The sequence below is a fragment of the Streptomyces sp. NPDC096040 genome (assembly GCF_040303265.1).
In the GTDB taxonomy this organism is placed as follows: Bacteria; Actinomycetota; Actinomycetes; order Streptomycetales; family Streptomycetaceae; genus Streptomyces.
This window is the reverse complement of sequence record NZ_JBEOTA010000009.1, coordinates 199094-217441: the sequence shown is the minus strand read 5'-3', so window position 1 is coordinate 217441 and position 18348 is coordinate 199094. Positions and strand designations below refer to the sequence as shown.

The 18348-nt window shown below is 69.7% G+C and carries 18 protein-coding genes; 5 read left to right on the top strand and 13 right to left on the bottom strand.

From position 1 onward, the window contains the following. Window positions 1-318: 318 nt before the first annotated feature. Together ABTY98_RS14655 and ABTY98_RS14650 are read left to right on the top strand one after the other, a co-directional pair. Window positions 319-1209 carry a LysR family transcriptional regulator gene (locus tag ABTY98_RS14655; protein WP_352221242.1) on the top strand — a complete coding sequence of 297 codons (891 nt, stop codon included), beginning with the start codon at window positions 319-321 and terminating at the stop codon, window positions 1207-1209. 900 nt (window positions 1210-2109) lie between these two features. Further along, a complete protein-coding gene (locus ABTY98_RS14650) occupies window positions 2110-2646 on the top strand; it encodes a manganese efflux pump MntP (protein ID WP_352221241.1) in 537 nt (178 codons plus the stop codon). A gap of 50 nt (window positions 2647-2696) precedes the next feature. On the opposite strand, the gene pqqE is transcribed toward ABTY98_RS14650, so the two are convergent. The 9 genes from pqqE to ABTY98_RS14605 all read right to left on the bottom strand — a co-directional run bounded on the left by pqqE (window position 2697) and on the right by ABTY98_RS14605 (window position 11588). Then, a complete protein-coding gene (gene pqqE / locus ABTY98_RS14645; protein ID WP_352221240.1) occupies window positions 2697-3839 on the bottom strand; it encodes a pyrroloquinoline quinone biosynthesis protein PqqE in 1143 nt (380 codons plus the stop codon). Then, entirely contained in the window at window positions 3832-4161 is a 330-nt protein-coding gene (pqqD, locus tag ABTY98_RS14640) for a pyrroloquinoline quinone biosynthesis peptide chaperone PqqD (RefSeq protein ID WP_352221239.1), read from the bottom strand. The genes pqqE and pqqD overlap by 8 nt, the downstream gene beginning before the upstream one ends. 5 nt (window positions 4162-4166) lie before the next feature. Beyond that, window positions 4167-4865: a pyrroloquinoline-quinone synthase PqqC gene (pqqC, locus tag ABTY98_RS14635; protein ID WP_352221238.1), complete on the bottom strand. Its 699-nt coding sequence runs from the start codon at window positions 4863-4865 to the stop codon at window positions 4167-4169. A gap of 4 nt (window positions 4866-4869) precedes the next feature. After that, entirely contained in the window at window positions 4870-5121 is a 252-nt protein-coding gene (locus ABTY98_RS14630; RefSeq protein ID WP_352221237.1) for an MBL fold metallo-hydrolase, read from the bottom strand. A gap of 137 nt (window positions 5122-5258) precedes the next feature. Continuing rightward, a complete protein-coding gene (gene pqqA, locus ABTY98_RS14625; protein WP_352221236.1) occupies window positions 5259-5390 on the bottom strand; it encodes a pyrroloquinoline quinone precursor peptide PqqA in 132 nt (43 codons plus the stop codon). 47 nt (window positions 5391-5437) lie between these two features. After that, window positions 5438-7147, bottom strand: coding sequence for a PQQ-dependent dehydrogenase, methanol/ethanol family (locus tag ABTY98_RS14620; RefSeq protein ID WP_352221235.1), 1710 nt, complete (start codon window positions 7145-7147; stop codon window positions 5438-5440). Between the two features lie 22 nt (window positions 7148-7169). After that, window positions 7170-7631, bottom strand: coding sequence for an MSMEG_3727 family PQQ-associated protein (locus ABTY98_RS14615; RefSeq protein ID WP_352221234.1), 462 nt, complete (start codon window positions 7629-7631; stop codon window positions 7170-7172). A gap of 336 nt (window positions 7632-7967) precedes the next feature. Then, on the bottom strand, window positions 7968-10112 hold the full coding sequence (katG, locus tag ABTY98_RS14610; RefSeq protein WP_352221334.1) for a catalase/peroxidase HPI: 2145 nt from the start codon (window positions 10110-10112) through the stop codon (window positions 7968-7970). Between the two features lie 135 nt (window positions 10113-10247). Continuing rightward, window positions 10248-11588 carry a DNA-binding protein gene (locus tag ABTY98_RS14605; RefSeq protein ID WP_352221233.1) on the bottom strand — a complete coding sequence of 447 codons (1341 nt, stop codon included), beginning with the start codon at window positions 11586-11588 and terminating at the stop codon, window positions 10248-10250. Window positions 11589-12109: 521 nt separating this feature from the next. Here ABTY98_RS14605 and ABTY98_RS14600 point away from each other — a divergent pair. Continuing rightward, entirely contained in the window at window positions 12110-12613 is a 504-nt protein-coding gene (locus ABTY98_RS14600; RefSeq protein WP_352221232.1) for a MarR family winged helix-turn-helix transcriptional regulator, read from the top strand. A gap of 172 nt (window positions 12614-12785) precedes the next feature. Here ABTY98_RS14600 and ABTY98_RS14595 read toward each other — a convergent pair whose 3' ends face one another. Beyond that, complete coding sequence (locus ABTY98_RS14595) at window positions 12786-13961, bottom strand: PP2C family protein-serine/threonine phosphatase (RefSeq protein ID WP_352221231.1); 1176 nt, start codon at window positions 13959-13961, stop codon at window positions 12786-12788. Window positions 13962-14111: 150 nt separating this feature from the next. On the opposite strand from ABTY98_RS14595, the gene ABTY98_RS14590 reads away from it, so the two are divergent. Then, window positions 14112-14600, top strand: a complete 489-nt coding sequence (locus tag ABTY98_RS14590) for a MarR family winged helix-turn-helix transcriptional regulator (RefSeq protein ID WP_352221230.1) — start codon at window positions 14112-14114, stop codon at window positions 14598-14600. 307 nt (window positions 14601-14907) lie between these two features. Beyond that, the gene (locus tag ABTY98_RS14585) at window positions 14908-15231 is read left to right on the top strand and encodes an STAS domain-containing protein (protein ID WP_352221229.1); all 324 of its coding nucleotides are present in this window, start codon (window positions 14908-14910) and stop codon (window positions 15229-15231) included. Between the two features lie 3 nt (window positions 15232-15234). Here ABTY98_RS14585 and ABTY98_RS14580 read toward each other — a convergent pair whose 3' ends face one another. The 3 genes from ABTY98_RS14580 to ABTY98_RS14570 form a co-directional block, all read right to left on the bottom strand. Then, window positions 15235-15408 (bottom strand): hypothetical protein, encoded by a 174-nt coding sequence (locus ABTY98_RS14580; RefSeq protein WP_352221228.1) that lies wholly within the window; start codon window positions 15406-15408, stop codon window positions 15235-15237. Between the two features lie 32 nt (window positions 15409-15440). Next, window positions 15441-15797 (bottom strand): PRC-barrel domain-containing protein, encoded by a 357-nt coding sequence (locus ABTY98_RS14575; RefSeq protein ID WP_352221227.1) that lies wholly within the window; start codon window positions 15795-15797, stop codon window positions 15441-15443. Window positions 15798-15930: 133 nt separating this feature from the next. Continuing rightward, window positions 15931-18306 (bottom strand): SpoIIE family protein phosphatase, encoded by a 2376-nt coding sequence (locus tag ABTY98_RS14570; protein ID WP_352221333.1) that lies wholly within the window; start codon window positions 18304-18306, stop codon window positions 15931-15933. Between the last annotated feature and the right edge of the window lie 42 nt (window positions 18307-18348).

Below are 18348 nucleotides of genomic sequence, written 5' to 3'. Positions count from 1 at the left end.
TCGCGTGCGGGGCACGGCGCCGGACGGGGGCGCGGGGCGGCAGGTCGCCGGAAGCGGGCGCGGGAATCCGGAGGGCCGGATCGCCGGGAGCAGGCGCGGGAATCCGGAGGGCCGGGTCCCCGGGAGCGGGCGCGGGAATCCGGAGGGCCGGGTCCCCGGGAGCGTCGGCTGTGGGACGGCTCAGCGGCGTCGGAACGGCAGGCAGGGGTACCCCTCCTCGGGCGGAAGTGGATGACGCTTTCCATCCTCCTCACCAGCGGGGATCAGTGCCAACGAATGTTTTTGCTGGGCTCGAGCAATGCGAGTGATACTTCTCGTGTGGAGCTACGTCAGCTGGAGCACTTCATCGCGGTCGCCGAGGAGCTGAGTTTCACGCGTGCCGCCCGTCGGCTGCACGTGGTGCAGTCCGGGGTGTCCGCCGCGATCCGCTCCCTGGAGCGCGAGCTCGGCTGCGCGCTGTTCGAGCGCACGTCGCAGCAGGTCCGGCTCACCGGGGCGGGCGCGGCACTGCTGCCGGAGGCTCGGGCCACCCTGCACGCCGCCCAGGCGGCCCAGGACGCCGTGCGCGCCGCACAGGACACGCTGCGCGGCACGGTGAATGTGGGCGCCATGGCCTCGGTCGAGGTGGTGGACCTGCCTGCGCTCCTCGGGCAGCTGCACGCACGGCATCCGGCGATCGACGTCCGGCTGCGGCTGGCGACGACCGGCTCGGCGGGACTGGCACACGCGCTGCTCAGCGGGGACCTGGACGTGGCCTTCCTGTCGCTGCCCGAGCACAAGCCCGCCGGGATCGAGGCACGGGAGCTGGCCACCGTCCCGCTCGTCCTGGCGGTGAGCGCCGCCCATCCGCTCGCGCAGCGGAGGGAGGTGGCACTTGCGGACCTCACGGCGGAGCCCTTCGTGGACTTCCCGCCGGGCTACGGCAACCGCGAGGTGGTCGACCGGGCGTTCGCGGCGGGGGGCGTCGTACGCCGTGTGGCACTGGAAGTGCCCGACATCGGCATGGGGGCGGCACTGGTCCGGCACGGTCTGGGTATCGCCTTCCTGCCCGCGTTCGCCGTTGCCCGCACCCCCGGCCTGCACGTCCTGGACGTACCCGGCACCATGCTCCGCTGGAGCATGCATCTCGGCACGTCGTCGACCCGGCGGCCCAGCTCGGCCCTGCGAGCGCTGCTCGACCTGGTCGACCTCCACGTCATCGCCCTGTGACGCCCGGGCAACGGCCCGGGCGTCACCCGTCGGTGGTGTCCGGCGGCCCCCTGCGTCCGCCCCGCTCCGGCAGCGACATCTGCCGCAGCATCCGCTGGCGCTCACGCTGCCGTCGTCCCTGCCGTCCGATGAACCTTGGGTGCAGCCGGCAGCGCGCCGGTTCTCCGACATCCGCAGACGGAGGGCATCGCCGCTCGGCAAGGGTCCACGGCAGGTCGAGCCACGGCGGAGACATCAGTGGATGTGAGCAGGTCCGGGCGTGGAAACCGAGGTGCCCCGACCCCAGGGAGGCGCCATGGACGCCAATGTCACTGCCCAGGGAAGCCCCGTCGCCACGGTCAATCCGTACACCGGTGAAAGGGTTCGGGAGTTCCGGCCCTGAGCGCGGAGGCCGAAGGGCGCGCGATCGACGCGGCACACCGTAGGTTTCCGGACTGGCGTGCCCGGTCGACGGCCGGACCTGACGATGATCTCCAGCACCGGGGCGGTCGCGCGGGCGGTGGACAGACTCACAGCGGCATCGGTCGCGGCATATCGGTGACTTCACCGCTCCCCCGGCTCATGACCGCGGTGATACAGCTGGGCCCAGGCCGACGATGTGATTCGTAGACGCCTTGTGTTCGTGGACGGCGCGGATCCGCGCCGATGACGATCGCCATCGCGCCGACCACTCCACAACGAGCCTGCGAGCGTCAGCCAAAATGAGGCGCGAAGGTTCAATCAATGAGCCTTTTTAAGCGCTGGCCACTGTCGGTCGAGTAGTGTCGAAAATTCTCCGGAAATCGCCTTGCCGGGTTTATTGAGCGAACCATCTGAGATACTCTGTAGAATTATGGTGGATACTTGCCGAGGCAGAGTCGTTTCCGCCGACGCCGGTCGTCATCGGGCAGTGGCGTCGCCATGATCTGGGAAATACTGGTCCTGGGTTTCGTACTCAGTCTCGATAATTTCCGGGTATCGATCGCGCTCGGCACGGTCCCATTCGGTTTGAAGCGCGCGGTGCAGGTCGCGCTGACCTTCGGGCTGTGGGACGCGGTTATGCCCCTGGTCGGGCTGCTGATCGGTCACCAGATCGGGGAGTCCGTCGGAGCCGTCGCCGATGTGGTCGGCGCGGCCGCGCTCGGCGGGTACGGTCTCTACCTCGTCATCTCGTCCCTCCGGAACCCCGAGCCGGACGAGTTGGACCACCCGTGGGCGTTGTTCGGCATCCCGTTGACGCTGAGCCTGGACAACTTGTTCGCCGGGGCGAGCCTGGGGGTTCTTGGGCTCTCGCCGTGGTTCTCGGCCGCCACCTTCGGCGTCATGACGGCGGTGATGTCGCTGGTCGGGCTGCAGCTCGGGCGGGCCGCGGCACACCTCATCCGGATCCGCTCGGACCTGCTGAGCGGGGTGACCTTGATCATCGCCGCTGCGGTGCTGCCGTTGTGGTTGGGCTAGTGACCCGCTCCACCGGCAGGCAGGGGAGCAGTGGAAAAGCGTCGTGCGAGTCAGCGTTGGCGGCCTCGACCCCCCGGGCGACCGGGTCGTGGTCGGGCCACAGGTGGCAGGCCGGGCCGGTGCGGGCGGGGGATCAGCGGAGGATCGTCGGCCCGTGAATCGGCGTTTGCGGCCTCGACCGCCCGGGCGACCAGGCCGTGATCGGGCGACAGGTAGCAGACCGGGTCGGTGCGGGCGGCGTCGCCGGTGAGCAGGAACGCCTGACAGCGGCACCCGCCGAAGTCCACCTCTCGCCGGGGGCAGCTCCGGCAGGGTTCCGGCATCCAGTCGGTCCCGCGGAACGCGGTCATCACCGGGGCCTCCGCCCAGATCCGCTCCAGCGGGTCCTCCCGTACGCTCGCCCGCGGCAACGGCAGGGACTGGGCGGCGGGGCAGGGCAGGACGTCGCCGTTCGGCGTCACGGTCAGCTGCCGGGAGGCCCAGCCGCCCATGCAGGGCTTCGGGTAGCGGCTGTAGTAGTCGGGGATGACGTAGATGACGTCCATGCGGTCCCGCAACCGCTCGCGGGCGGCCCGCACCACGACCTCGGCCGCCTCGAGCTGGGCCCGGCTCGGCAGCAGCGCGTCACGGTTGCGCCAGGCCCAGCCGTAGTACTGGGTGTTGGCCAGCTCCAGCCGGTCGGCGCCCACCTCCTCGGCCAGCTTGAGCACGTCGGCGACGCGGTCGATGTTGTGCCGGTGCAGCACCACGTTCATGGTGAGCGGCCAGCCCAGCTCCTTGACCACGCCCATCGCCTCGATCTTGCGTTGGAAGGACGGCGTCCCGGCGATCCGGTCGGAAACCGTCGGCTCGTCGGCCTGGATGCTGATCTGCACGTGGTCCAGGCCTGCGGCCCGCAACTCCTCGGCCCTCGGACGCGAGAGCCCGAGGGCGCTGGTCACCAGGTTGGTGTAAAGGCCCAGGTGGTGGGCGTTCGCCACGATCTCCACCAGGTCGCGCCGCAGCAGCGGTTCCCCGCCGGACAGGTGGCACTGCAGAACCCCCAGGTCGCCGGCCTCGACCAGCACCCGCCGCCACTCGTCGGTGGTGAGCTCGTCCTGGTAGCCGGCCATGTTCAGCGGGTTTGAGCAGTACGGGCAGGCAAGCGGGCAGCGGTAGGTGAGCTCGGCGAGCAACCCGAACGGGCTATCCATCGGTGAGCTCCATCCAGCGCCGGGAGAGGAGCCGGGTCAAGAACTGTCGCACCTCGTCCTCGGGGACGGTCCGGTAGCGAGCGCCCAGCTCGGTCACGATCTCCGCCACGGTGTGCCGCCCGTCGCACAACTCGAGGATGGCCGCGCCGCTGCCGTTCAGAACCACCACCGTCTCGGGGTGCAGCAGAATCTGACGCTGCCTGGTCCGGCAGAAGGTCAGCCGGACATGGCGTGCCAACCGGGGCCGGTCCGAGCCGGCCACCCCGACGCCGGGTGGGGTCCTGGTACTGGTCCGGGTCGTTCCGGTACGGGGCGGGTCCATGGTGGTCACTCCGGGTAGGCCTGGTCGATGGCGTCCATCAGGCTCCACAGGACGTCGCACTTGAACGACAGCGCGTCGACGGCGCGCGCCTGGGACTCGGCGGAGAGGCAGTGTGCGGTGACCACCTCGAGGGCGTGCTCGCAGTCGCGGGGGGCCTGCTCCAGGCGGGCACGGAAGTAGGCAAGGCCTTCGGGGTCGATCCACGGGTACCACCGCTCGAACGCGGCCAGCCGCGCCGCCATCAGGTCGGGCGCGAACAGCTCGGTGAGCGAGGACGCCACCGCCTCCACCCACGGGCGGGTCACGGCGAAGTTCACGTAGGCGTCGACGGCGAACCGCACCCCGGGTACCAGGTGCCGGTGGTCCCGGACCTCCTCGCGGGTCAGGCCGACGGCCTCGCCGAGGCGCAGCCACGCCTCGATGCCGCCCTCGCCGACGGCGGTGCCGTCGTGGTCGACGATCCGTCGGATCCAGCTCCGGCGGACGTCGAGCTCGGGGCAGTTGGAGAGGATCGCGGCGTCCTTGCGGGGGATGTTCTCCTGGTAGTAGAACCGGTTGGCCACCCACCCTCGGATCTGCCGACGGCTCAGTCGGCCGGCGTTCATCCGCACGTGGAACGGGTGCTGGTCGTGGTACCGCCGCGAGTGAGCCCGCAACGTCTCGACGAAGCCGTCGGCGCCGGTTCTCGTGCTTGTCGTCGTCACGGCTCTACACCTGGACCTCGAGGCCGTCCATGGCCACTTCCCTGCCGCCCTCCTCCAAGGCACGCCGCTCGGACGCGTCCTCCAGGAGGAGCGGGTTGGTGTTGTTCATGTGCACGAAGATCGTCCGCCGCACGCCCAGCGACGGTAGCTGCGCCAAGCCGCCGCCCGGGGCGTCGTCGCGCCGGCAGGTCCCGTCGATCAACAGGCATTCGCACTCCTCGATCTCCACGCGCAGCGCCGGCGTCAGCGATCGCACCCCTGGCAGGAACGCCGAACGCCCGGCAGGACAGCCCGTCCGCGAGGGCAAGGCCGGTGCCGGGGAGGCGCGGCCGTCCGTGGCCGTTCCGAGCCGTCGGGCGGCGCCGGACCAGATCCGGCGCCGCCCCAGATCCGCTACTCCTCCAACCGATCGAGGTACATGGTCACCTCGGCCGCGACCGCGATCTCGTCGAACTCGGGCGTCTCCCACACAGCGAGCTGGGATTCCGTCTCGGGTGTCTCCCACACGACGAGCTGAGATTCCATGGATTCACCTCCTCTCTGCCCGGATTGCGGCAGGCTCCGATCACGCGCTACGACGATTCCGGGAGGGCGAAGACGAGCAGGGCGCTTCCGTGCCCCGCGCCGAGCATCCCGGGGAGGAACCCCTCGGCCCAGCCGCCCCAACCGACCGGCACGGCGATGTACTGCCTGCCGTCGACCATGTATGTGGTCGGGTTGCTGTGGTGGCCGCTTCCGCACTGGAACTGCCACAGCAGCTCCCCGGTGCGGGCGTCGAGCGCGTTGAACTCCCCTGAGGCTTCACCGGCGAACACCAGGTCACCGCCGGTGGCCAGCACCGAGGCGCACATCGGGAGTTCGTTGCGCCAGCGCCACTTCTCCTCGCCGGTGGCGTCGAACGCGCTGATGGAGCCCGCCATGTCCTCGATGTCCACCTGAACGCCCGCGCCCCAGTACGGAATGCTCTCCTTGAACTCCCGGCGCCGCCGGGTGGCTGTGGCACCGGTGTCCTGGACCGGTACGTAGAAGAGCCCGGTCTTCGGGCTGTAGGCCGCATGGGTCCATTCCTTGGCGCCGGCCGGACCCGGGTAGAAGTGGACCGGTTCGCCCTCCTTGTCCGGGTACACCTTGGCCGTCACCTGGCCGTCCCTCGTGATCGCTCCCCACGTGATCCGGTCCACGAAGGGGGTGATCTGGACCCTCTCGCCGTTCGTGCGATCGAGGACGAAGAAGTAGCCGTTCTTGTCGAAGTGCCCGAGCAGTCTGCGCCCGTCCTGCTCGAACAGGATGCACTCGGCGATACTGTCGTAGTCCCACAGGTCGTGCGGCGTGCACTGGTAGTGCCAGCGGATCTGACCGCTGTCCACGTCGACGGCGATGATGCTGTCGGTGAAGAGGTTGTCGCCCTCGCGGACACCTCCGTCGAAGTCGGGCGCCGGGTTGCCGGTGCCGACGTACAGCAGGTTCGTCTCCGGGTCGAAGGTGCCGGTGACCCAGCAGTTCGCCCCACCCCGGGCCCAGGCCTCACCGTCGGCGGGCCAGGTCTCCGAGCCGGGCTCGCCGGGCTTGGGCACCGTGTAGCAGCGCCATTGGTGCTCTCCGGTCTCGAGGTCGAACGCGTCGAGGTGGCCGCGTACGCCGAACTCGCCGCCGGAACTCCCGACGATGACCATGTTCTTCACTATCAGCGGGGCGACCGTGGCGCTCTCCCCGGCCCGGACGTCTCCGTAGGTCTTGTCCCAGACCCGCTTGCCGGTGGTGGCGTCGAGTGCGAGCACACGAGCGTTCGCCGTGACGAAGAAGACCTTCCCCTGAGCCACGGCGACCCCACGGTTCACGTTCCCGCAGCACAAGGACACGTCGAAGGGGACCGCATGCTTGTACCGCCAGATCTCCACACCCGTCTTCGCGTCAAGGGCCCACACCCAGCCGTCCCAGCCGGAGAGGAACATGACCCCGTCGACGACGATCGGGGCGGCCTCGAAGGAGTAGGTCGACGCGCCCGCGATCAGGCCGGTCGTGCCGGCCTGGAAGACCCACGCGGGGCCGATGCGCTTGACGTTCTCCGTGTTGATCTGATCCAGCGAGCTGTACCGCTGCCCGTTGTAGGCGCCGTAGTAGGTGAGCCAGTTCTGGGGTTCCTCACGGGCATTGAGTAGGCGCTCGTAGTCGACGCCGGCCACTACCGGCGGCGCGACCTCCCCGCCCGCGACCTTACCGCTCAGGGCTCCCTGATCGACAGCCTCACCCGCGTCGACGTAGTCGGCGTAGTCGACAGTCATTTCCTCCACCTCCCACTTCTTCCTACGGCCGCGGCTGTTCGGGACGGTCGAGGCGAGCCTCTGGCGGAGCTTCGCCCAGGACGACGATGGCCCCGGTCAGCCCCCGTCCCTCGTCGTTGCCCGTGGGCGAGGCGTACCAGTAGTAGCCCGGCCCGTCGAGGTTGAGGTGCGCGTGTCCGTGCGAATGGTTCACCAGCCAGATGAACTTCCGGTCGCCATTGCTCGGCAGGAGCGCGCAGTGCGTGTTCTGGTCGTCATTGACGAGCTCCAGCTCGATATCGCCTCCGTGGGGCATGACCAGAATGGAGGGATCCCAGGTCAGCTCATCCGGGTGGATGCGAATAGTGGCCTCCATGTGGCCATCCGGTTTCTCGGTGGCCTGCCCAATGCTTCCGGTTCCCAGCACCTGGCCCAGCGCTGCCTTGTTCTGTGCGGCCAACCCGATACTGTCCAGCAGGTCGGCTCGCTTCTGCGCGGTCGTCATCGGGACTTCTCTCCCCTCATTCGGATCCCTGTGTCCACTTCGCATCGGCCGCACTGACAGCGGCACGACGCAGCCGGTTGCACACACCTCTAGATTTCCCTTTTGGCGTCACCCGATGCCCAGCTGTAATCGGTACTCAAGGAGCGCGCCACGCCGAATGAATAGCACCGGAAAGGATGCGAAATCAGTAGTCGAGAAACACGCTACGCCGGACGAATCACACCGACAAGGTGGGTCCTGGTTCGGGCCGGCACATGCCGTTCGTCCGCGACCAGCTGCCGTTCGTACCCGATGTGCCACCGTTGAGAGCGGCCGGCCCGCACTGCGACGCGTCGATCAAGGGAGGTCGTACCGATCGAGGTTCATGACCTTGTTCCACGCGGCGACGAAGTCCCGCACGAACTTCTCGCGTGCGTCGTCGCTCGCGTAGACCTCCGCGACGGCACGCAGTTCGGAGTTCGAGCCGAAGACGAGGTCGACGCGGCTACCGGTCCACTTGACCTCGCCGGTGGCGCGGTCACGGCCCTCGAAGGTTTCCGCGGTCGCGGATGTCGGCGTCCATTCCGTGCCCGTGTCGAGCAGATTCACGAAGAAGTCGTTGGTCAGCGCCCCGGGCACAGAGGTGAAGACGCCCAGCGGCGACTGCCGGTGGTTGGCGCCCAGCACACGCAGGCCACCCACGAGGACGGTCATCTCGGGCGCGCTCAGGTTCAGCAGATTCGCGCGGTCGACCAGCAGGTGCTCCGACGGCAGCCGGTTGCCCTTGCCGCGGTAGTTGCGGAACCCGTCCGCGTTCGGCTCGAGCGGGGCGAAGGACTCCGGATCGGTCCACTCCTGTGTGGCGTCTGTGCGTCCCGGAGTGAAGGGGACCTGGACGTCGTAGCCGGCGGTCCCGGCGGCCTGCTCGACAGCGGCGGCTCCGCCGAGCACGATGAGGTCGGCCAGCGAGATCTTCTTGTCCCCGGTCTGGGAGCTGTTGAAGGACGCCTGGATCCCCTCCAGGGTGCGCAGCACTCGTGCCAGCGTGTCGGGGTCGTTGACCTCCCAGTCCCGCTGCGGCTCGAGGCGAATGCGCGCACCGTTCGCCCCGCCACGTCTGTCGCTGACGCGGAACGTCGAGGCCGACGCCCACGCGGTCGAGACGAGCTGGGAGACCGACAGCCCGGAGGCGAGGATCTGGATCTTGAGCCTGGCGATGTCCGCCGCCCCGACGAGCTCGTGGTCCACAGCGGGGACCGGGTCCTGCCAGCGCAGCGTCTCCCTGGGGACCAGCGGTCCGAGATAGCGCTGGATCGGGCCCATGTCGAGGTGTGTCAGCTTGAACCAGGCCCGGGCGAACGCATCCGCGAGCTGGGCCGGGTTCTCCAGGAAGCGCCGGGAGATCGGCTCGTAGACCCGGTCCATCCGCAGCGCGAGGTCCGTCGTCAGCATCGTCGGGGCGTGCGTCGTCGATGGGTCGTGGGCGTCCGGCACGGTGCCGGCCCCGCCGCCGTCTCTCGGGATCCACTGCCACAGGCCGGCGGGGCTCAGCTCCAGGTCCCACTCGTAGCCGAACAGGGTCTCGAAGAAGCTGTTGTCCCATCTCGTCGGGGTTGGTGTCCACGTACCCGCGAGCCCGCTGGAGATGGTGTCCGCGCCCTTTCCGGTGCCGTAGCTGCTCTTCCAGCCCAGGCCCTGCTCCTCAAGGGGGGCGCCCTCGGGTTCGGGGCCGAGGTGGGCGTCCGGGTCTGCCGCGCCGTGGGACTTGCCGAACGTGTGACCGCCCGCGATCAACGCGACGGTCTCCTCGTCGTTCATCCCCATGCGCCGGAACGTCTCGCGGATGTCCCGGGCCGCGGTGAGCGGGTCCGGGACGGTGTTCGGTCCCTCCGGGTTGACGTAGATGAGGCCCATCTGGACGGCGGCCAGAGGCTTCTCCAGCTCCCGGACGCCGCCGTGGCGTTCGTCGCCGAGCCAGGCGCGCTCGGGGCCCCAGTAGATGTCCTCGTCGGGCTCCCAGACCTCTCCCCGGCCGCCGGCGAAGCCGAAGGTCGTGAGGCCCATGGTCTCCAGGGCGCGGTTGCCCGCGAAGACCATCAGGTCGGCCCACGAGATCTTGCGGCCGTACTTCTTCTTTATCGGCCAGAGCAGCCGGCGTGCCTTGTCGAGGTTGCGATTGTCCGGCCAGCTGTTCAGCGGCGCGAAACGCTGCATGCCGGCACCCGCGCCGCCGCGGCCGTCGCCGACGCGGTATGTCCCGGCGCAATGCCACACCATCCGGATCACGAGCGGCCCGTAGTGGCCGAAGTCGGCGGGCCACCACTCCTGCGACGTCGTCAGCACCTCGTCGACGTCCCGTGCCAGGGCGTCGAGGTCGAGCGTCCGGAACTCCGCGGCGTAGTCGAAGTCCCCGCCCATGGGATCGGACATGGCGGGGTGTTTCCGGAGGATCGTCAGGTTGAGCTGTTTCGGCCACCAGTCGCGGTTGCTCGCACCCCCGATCGGGCGACCGGGATGCCCGGCCGAGACAGAGAGGCCGAGGCCGCCCGCGCTCCCAGGGGCCATCTCGCCGACCACGGCGTTCGGACTGTCGGACACGGGAACTTCCTTCCGGGAAAAGAGGGCGTGCCGGGCTCCTCAGATGTCCAGCGCGCGGCGCACGGCCGACGCGTTCCGCCGGGAGACCGGCACCATCTGGTTCGTCCGGTCGTCCATGACCAGAATCAGCTCGCCCTTGAGCCCGCGCTCGATCTCCCGGATGCGGCTGAGGTTGACCACATACCGGCGGTGCACGCGCAGGAAGCCGACATCCGCCAGCTCACAGTCGAGCTTGTCCAGGCTCAGAGAGGCGGATCGCAATCGCCCCTGATCGGTGGAGAGCCACACGTCGTTTCCCTGCGATTCGGCGAAGGAGACTTCCGGCAGCCGCAGCAGCACCATCCGGTTGCCGCGCGTCGCGACCAGTCGGCGTGGCTGCACGCAGGGGTGCGCGGGCCCCTCCGCCTGGAGCAACTGCGCTCCGTCGGAGGAACCGAACGAGACCAGGTCCCCGATCAGATGTCCGGACGAGAAGACGGGTCGGACAGTGATCGATGTCGGCTCGTCGGCGAGATGGGCAAAGATCTGCGTGGAGCCGACCCACTCGGGATTGTGAGCCGCCTGGCTGGTGGCATACCGGACGGCTGCGATCAATTCCGGCAGCCCGGGGTTCCATCGCAGTGTGGGATCGACCGCCGGGGTGCGTGCTGGGACGCCCAGGAGCACGCCGGCCATGTCGTCGGCGATCACCACCTTGCCCGCGGTGTCCACCGCGGCGAGCGCCGCCCTGGAGCGTGCCCTGGCCTGGGTGTAGGCAGCGACCAACTCGGCGCCGCTGTCCCGGGCGCGCCTCTTCAGCGGGTGCTGGGTCATGGTGACCGCGTTCGCCAGCCAGCTTTCCGCGGACGCGGGAAGCCGGCTGCGCCAGCAGCAGATGTTCAGGACCGCGATCGGTTCCCTGGTCACCACGTCACGCACGGCCATGCCCGCGCAGACCCAGTCGTGGAACGCCTGGCACCAGTGCTCCGCGCCCCTGATCGGTACCGGGCCGTGCGCCTCGAGCGCCGTGCCCATGCCGTTCGTGCCGACCGCGCACTCGGACCAGCAGAACCCAGGCGCCAGATTCGAGTCGCCGGCTCTGGCGAGCGTGGCTTGATCGCCCCACTCAGCCAGGATCCGGCCAGTGGCATCGGTGACGGTAACGACGCCGCCGAGGTTGCCCACTTCATGTGCCACGGAGGCGGCACGGAAACCCAGCTCAGCGAAGACGACGTCATGCTCGGGCGTATGGTCGGGCTCCGCGACGGCTACGGGAGCCTCTGTGAGGTGAGGGTCGACCCTGTACTGCTCCCGGCAGCGATGCCAGGAGATCGCCACCAGGGGTCGGACACCCGGGATGTGATCCTCGCCCTGCACGAACCGTTCCCACGCCGCGAGCACGGTGCCGCTGCCCGGGTTCGCCGAGATGGACTCAAGCCGATGTACATCCCTCATGGTTCAGAACCGCCCTTGGTCCATCCCCGACGCTCGACGACGTGCGCGCGGTCCGCGCCGGTCGCCGCTCGTCGCGGCGGGGCCTACCGCGGACTGGCCATTGCGTCGCGCGTCCTGCTGCTTTGCCACTCGCTCCATACTGGGTCACAGACCTGCACTCCCCACCCTAGGTACCGTAGCCGAGCTGCGCACGTCCCTCTCCGGGCCGCGTGTGCGATCGGTACTTGGAGCAGCGCCTGTAGCCGGCCGGCGAGCAGGTCTTCTGCCGATGCCAGGTTGCGCAAGCCGGCATGCTCCGTGGACTGCCCAGGACGCGCGATCAGGTTCTGCAGAACTCAGTACCCACACCGCCCGGCCGCGAAGACCCGACTGGCCCGGCTCAGGGTGCTTGCCCGGCGACTCTCCGGGTACGGCGTTTGCATAAGTGGTACATGCAATGGCAGCGGGATTCTGAAAGCGATGCCTCCGTGACTGGTCTCAGTGGCTCCCCGGACGACCGATCAGGCGGACCGCGCGAGGGCCCCGTCTCCCTCGCCTCGGCGCTGGCCGACGCCGTGGACTGTCTGACCCATCTGTGGTCGGAGGCCGCGCAGAGTGCGAGCCTGCGCCTGTCCCCGCACCAGCTGCGTGCGCTGCGGATACTGGAGGAGGAGCCGGGTCTCAACCTCACCGCCTTGGCGGTGGGCATGGAGATCGGCCTGCCCACCGCCAGTCGGCTGTGCGACCGGCTGGAAGCAGCCGGTCTGCTGGAGCGCGTGCTGCATCCGAGCAAACGGCGTGAGGTGCGTCTGCTCCTGACCAGGCAGGGCCACCGGATAGTGGACGAGGTGGCCGAGCGTAGAGCGCGCGCGCTGGCCGTCGTGCTCGGGGCCATGGAGCCGGCTGATCGGGAGGCTCTCGGGCAAGGACTCCAGGGGTTTCTGGCCGCCCAGGACCGCGGAGAGCCCAGGCGGCGCGACAGTGGTCCATGAGGTCTGCGCTGACGTTGTCCTGGCGCTACCGCGACCGGGCGGACCGAGGGCCCGGACGCCTGGCCGAGGGCCGGGTGGCCCCGCTCGGCACCACCAGGCCCTCCGCCGCCGGCTTGTCCCACGTGGCAGGCGTACGCCCGGCAGGGAAACGGACGGAAACCCACCTACCGGGTCACGAGGGTCGGGGGCGCCCGCGCCAGTCCAGACAGACGGCCAGGGCGTCGTCCTCGGGCATGACGGCTTCACCCCGGTAGCCTGCCAGTTCGCGCAGGATGGCGCGGGGTACCTCGGCGGCGGGCAACAGCCGGGTGGAGTGGATGGCCCGGGCGAGCGCCCGATCCCCGTAGGCCTCGCCCCTCGGGGAGTGCACCGCGTGCACGCCGTCGCTGACGAAGACGAGCCGGTCTCCGGGCTCGACCTCGAACTCCTGCGCCACGTAGTCCGTCTCCTCGAACATGCCCAGGGGCAGTTGCGCCTCGAAGGGGACACGTTCGACCGTGCCGCCGCGCAGCCGCAGGAGCTGCGGGGAGCCCGCGTCCACGACACTCACCCGCCCGGTGTCCAGGTCGAAGTCGAACATGAGGACGGACAGATAGCGATGGCCTCGGTAGTGGGCGTAGACGGCCTGGTCGGCCAGGGCGGCCTGGTCGGCGATGGGGATTCCGGCGCGCCGCGCATTGCGCAGGGCGTTGATGGCGAGGCTGGTCAGCAGAGCCGCCTCTATGCCCTCGCCCATGCCGTTCGTGACGTACAGCATCAGACGGTCGGCGGTGGCGGACCAGTCGAAGTTGTCACCGAAGACGGCGTAGGCGGGCTCCAGCTGGCCACCCAGGTCGTACTCGGGCCGGGTGCAGGAGCGACCGGGCAGCAACTGCCACTGCATCTCGGCCGCCAGGGTGAGCCGGTCCTTGCGCCGGGCCTGGAGATACAGGTCCGTGTCGCGGTCGGCCACGAGCACCTCGTGCGCCAGCACATCGGCGATCTCGGCCAGTTCGGACACACACCCGCGTGCCGCGTCGCCGCCGGGCAGCGTCACGGACAGCACGCCCAGCCGGTCGCCGCGCACACTGACCGGCAGGTGGACGCGCATCCGCCGGTCCTGGCCCGCTTCGCAGTAGGGCTCCTGCGAACCGAAGGCCCGGCCGGCCGGGCTGCCATGCACCGGCACCGGCTCCATGTTGTGTGGCTTCACCGACACCGGCTGCAGTGCTGTCAGGCCGTAGTCCGCCATGAAGAGCTCGACGGCCTCCGCGCCGTACAACTCGGTCAGCACGACGCGGACGGCGTCGAGCAACTCGTGGGGAGCCGCTGTGCGCAGAGCACGCTCAGCCGACTGGAGTCTGTTCACGATGAGGAATGCACCATTCTTTCTCCCGGCAAGGTGCGGGCCCGGCTGGGAAGGCAGGGTTCCGCTGAGAGCCGCGTCGGTCGTTCCGAGGGGGTCCGCGTGGGCGGGGGCTGCTAGTAGGCTGAAAGACGCCCCAGTGCCTGCGAGAGTGTGATCGTGACTGCCTTCCGCCGCCGCCCAGAGCCCGATGAGGTCGCACATGTGACCACCAAGGCCGCTGAGCTGCTGGAAGTTGTGTGGGGCCGCGCCTCGACCGCGCCTACCTCTGCCTCCCAGTTGCGGGTGCTGCACATCCTTGAGCACCACGACGGCATCAATCTGCGCACTCTCGCCGCATCCCTCGCCTCCACTCCTCCGTCCACGAGCCGACTGTGCGACCGGCTACAGGCCGCGGGATTCATCGAGCGCGTGGTGGGCGCGGAGGATCGACGCGAGGTACGACTGCATCTCAGCGGCCGGGGCCGCTCCTTCCTGGCCGATCTGCGTGCCCGCCGGGAGAGTGAGCTGCAGAAGGTGTTGGCGGACATGCCCGCCGCCAAGCGTGTTGCCCTACTGGAGGGGCTTGAGGCTTTCTGCGCCGCCGCGGCGGCGACGCAGATACCCGAAGAGGTCCCTGACTCCGACAGCCGGACCGCCTGACCAACCCTTCACGGCACCGGTGCCACCACCGCTCCGTGACGGTGATGACCGGTGCCAGGGGCGATCCCCGTCCACCGGAACATTCCAGGTCCTTCCCCGTGTACGTCCGACTCGGCTACTCTGTTGCCTCATGGCTATTATTGTCAAACGGCAACAGTTCTCGAGGTCGTTCTTGCCTCGTCCGACTACCCCGGTATTGACGTGATCCGCCCTAATTGTGCGATATGTCTCGTGAATCCGGGGACTGCGAAACAAAGGGCTCTCCCTGCGTCACCCGTCGGAAGCCCGTGACACGAGGATGGCGCGAATGCCCGCGGCTCCCGAACTGAGAGTGCATGTCGACCGCGGCGCGGAGACCTTTGTGATCACCGTGCGCGGCGAAGTCGACTACGCCGACGTCCAGGGCTTCGAACAGGCCTGGGAGGCGGCCGACAGTGCGGCGATGCCCGTGACAGCGGTTGACCTGACGCAGGTCACCTTCGCCGACAGCATGCTCCTCAACGCCCTCATCGAGGCCCGTCTCCGCCATCGGGCCACCGGACGCGAATTGGTGCTGATCGGCCCCCTGCGTCCGGCCATCAGCCGGCTCCTGACGCTCACCGGCGCCATCGACCTGTTCACGATCAGGTGACGGTCAGCGGGCCACGCGGTGGTGCCGTCCCCCGTGTCGCAGTCGGAAACCGGCGTAGACGAGGTCGGCGAGCAGCACCACCGCACCGATGATCAGCAGGTAGAACAGTCCGTGTGCGATGAACCCGATGATGCCCAGGACGAGGGCCACGAGGATCAGCAGCAGAAACAGGCTCATGGGCTCTCCTATCGGCTGTCGGCTTCGAGGGGTCAGCGACGGGCGAGGCGGCGCTCACCGCCGGCGCCCGGGGTGTAGTCGATTTCGTAGTGCGCGAAGACCGCAGGCTCCTCCGCGGCCGGCAGCTCGCCGTCCGTGTCGATCGCGGGGGCCTTCTTGACCGTGTCCTTGTCGTAGGCGACCTTCAAGTAGCCCGGGCCGACGGTCGCCTTCGCGAGCGGAACGAACACCAGGCGCCGACGGGTGGGCAGGCCGACCGTCACGGTGGCGTAGAAGGGCTGGTCGGTCGCGGTGTCGACGTAGACCGACTCCAGGACGCCGACCCTGTGCCCGGAGGCGTCGACCACATCGTGACCGCGCCACTCTCGGATATCACCTGCTTCGAACATCAGATACCTCCGTGGGGACGGGTACCCCTGATCGCACGGTTGACGCCGCCGACCGACCGGGCCGCGTGGCGGCGATGAACAGATCATCCGTGCGAGCGCACCCTCGGGCCACCACCGGAACGGGCGCAGCGCGTCAGCACGGCGCCACGCGGATGCCCACGAGGCAGGTGTCGTCGTCGGTGTCGGATCTGCTGTGGGTCAGCAGGCGGTCCAGCTGCTGCTCCAGGGTCGACGGAACCGTACGGGCGGTCGTCAGCATCTGCGCCAGGGACTCCTCCACGGACCGGTCACGGCGTTCGATCAGGCCGTCCGTGTACATCAGCAGTGTGTCGTCGACGGCGAGTTGCACCTCGTGCTCCTGGTACACGGCCTCCGGCACGGCGCCCAGCAGCAGCCCCTTGACCAGGGGCAGCGGCTCCGCCTCACCGCCCCGGACCAGCACGGGCGGCAGATGACCGGCCCGCGCCCAGCGCAGGGTGTGGCGGTCGGGGTCGTAGAGACCGCACACCGCGGTGGCGGTGACGGCACCGGCCAGGTGGTGGGTCACCATGTTCAGCCAGGACAGCAACTGACCCGGTCCGGCGCCGGTCACGGCGAGTCCGCGCAGCGCGTTGCGCAGGACGACCATGCTGGTGGCCGCCTCGATGCCGTGTCCGGCGACATCGCCCACGCACACCAGCACCAGCCGGGACGGCAGCACGACCGCGTCGTACCAGTCGCCGCCGACCAGATGCTGGGTCTCCGCGGGCCGGTAGCGCACGGCCAGGTCAAGGCCGGGGACCTCCAGCGGGGCCTGCGCGGGCGGCATGATGGCGTGCTGGAGCTGGAGGGTGAGACGGTTGCGTTCGCTGGCCTGCTGCTCGGTGTGGGCGAGCTGGCCGCGGGTCACGGCGAGGGCGACCTCGGTCCAGTGGTGTGCGGAGATGTCCTGGTAGGCGCCGCGAACGACGTACAGCTGCCCGCCGGAGTCGAGGACCGGTTCGGCCACCACCCGGATGTGGCGGGTGACCCCGTCGGGGCGCTGGAGGCGGAAGACCGTGGACGCGGGCCGGCGGTGGTGCAGCAGGGTGCGCAGGAAGCGGCGGATGGTGACGGCGTCGTCGGGATGGGCATGGGCGGCCAGGTCCTCCAGCGGCACCGGGGCGGCGGAGACGGGCTTGCCGTAGAGGTGGTACAGCTGGCCGTTCCAGGTGATCTCGCCGGTGAGGAGGTTCTCCTCGAAGCCGCCGATACGGCCCAGGCGCTGCGCGTGCTGGAGCAGGCTGGCCAGGCGGGCCGTCTCGTCCTCGATGCGCCAGATGAGCAGGACGCAGCCGCCGTGCCGGCTGATGTTGATGTCGGCGACCGCCGCCAGGGGGACGTCGTCGACCAGGGCGGTGAGCCGCATCCGGTGGGCGCGGTAGGGCTCGCCGGTGGCGTAGACGCGCTCGATCCGCTCGAAGAGCTCGCTGTGGCCGGCGGCCATCGGATAGGTCTCCAGCAGCAGGGCGCCGTTGATGACGGCCCGAGGCCTGCCGCCGGGGTCCAGGAAGCGGCCGTTGACGTGGTGGATGCGGAAGTCGACGAGATCGCCGTCGGCGTCCAGGTGCGGCATGAGCACCAGGGCGGGATCGTGGAGTCCGTCGGCCAGGTCCATCAGCTCGGTGACACCGGGCAGGACGGGCCGGCCGGTGTCGCCGTCGGCCTGGTCCAGGGCTCCGGTGTCCAGGGTGTGCGCGCACAGCTCGGCCAGAGCCTCGACCTGCCGGACGATCGGCGCGGGAGGCGTGTCCAGCGGCGCGGGCCAGACGATCTCCAGTACGCCGTGGATGCGCCCGCCGGTGCCGGCCGCCGCGGCGACCCGGCCGCCCTCGGGATGGTGGTGCTGACCGATGGAGGGCAGCCCGGTCTCGGCCAGGCTACGGATCCAGTGCCCAGAGCGCTCGGCGAGGCCGCGGCGGGCCACCGTCGCCACCCCGGGCGGCACATGCCGCCAGCGCCCGGCCTCGGCGGAGGAGAATCCGGCGTGGCCCGCCAGGGTGAGCGAGCCGTCGGCGCCCAGTGCCCAGATGGCGACAGCCTCCGCACCCAGGGGGGCCAGCGCGTGCTCCAGCAGGGATTCGGCCACGGCCTGGGTGTCATGGGCGGCCAGCGCACCGCTCTCGGCGGCCCGCAGCCGTACGGCGGAGGACTGGCTCCCCGCCGAGTCGGCGGCCTCCGTATGGGCCGCGGTGGCCGCGAAGAAGGCGGCGGTCACCTCCGACATCCGGTCCCGTGCGGCCTGGTTGATGACGTCGACCGCGAACTCGAGCGGTGTCACCCCTGCCTGCTCGGTGAGCTCGGCCAGCTGCCGGGCCGCCTGCGCCGGGCCGCAGCCCAGCCGTTCGACCAGGATGCCCTTGGCCAGCTCGATCAGGGCACGCCCGTCGGCCTCGGCGTGCGCCGCCCGCACTTCGCGGCGCAGCCGCTCCACGGTCGCCGCCAGCCTGCCGAGGGGGGACGACCGGACGGGCTCGTCCCGTTCACCGATGGCGGCTTGCCGTGTGCTGTCGACGGCATCGGGAGGTTCGGG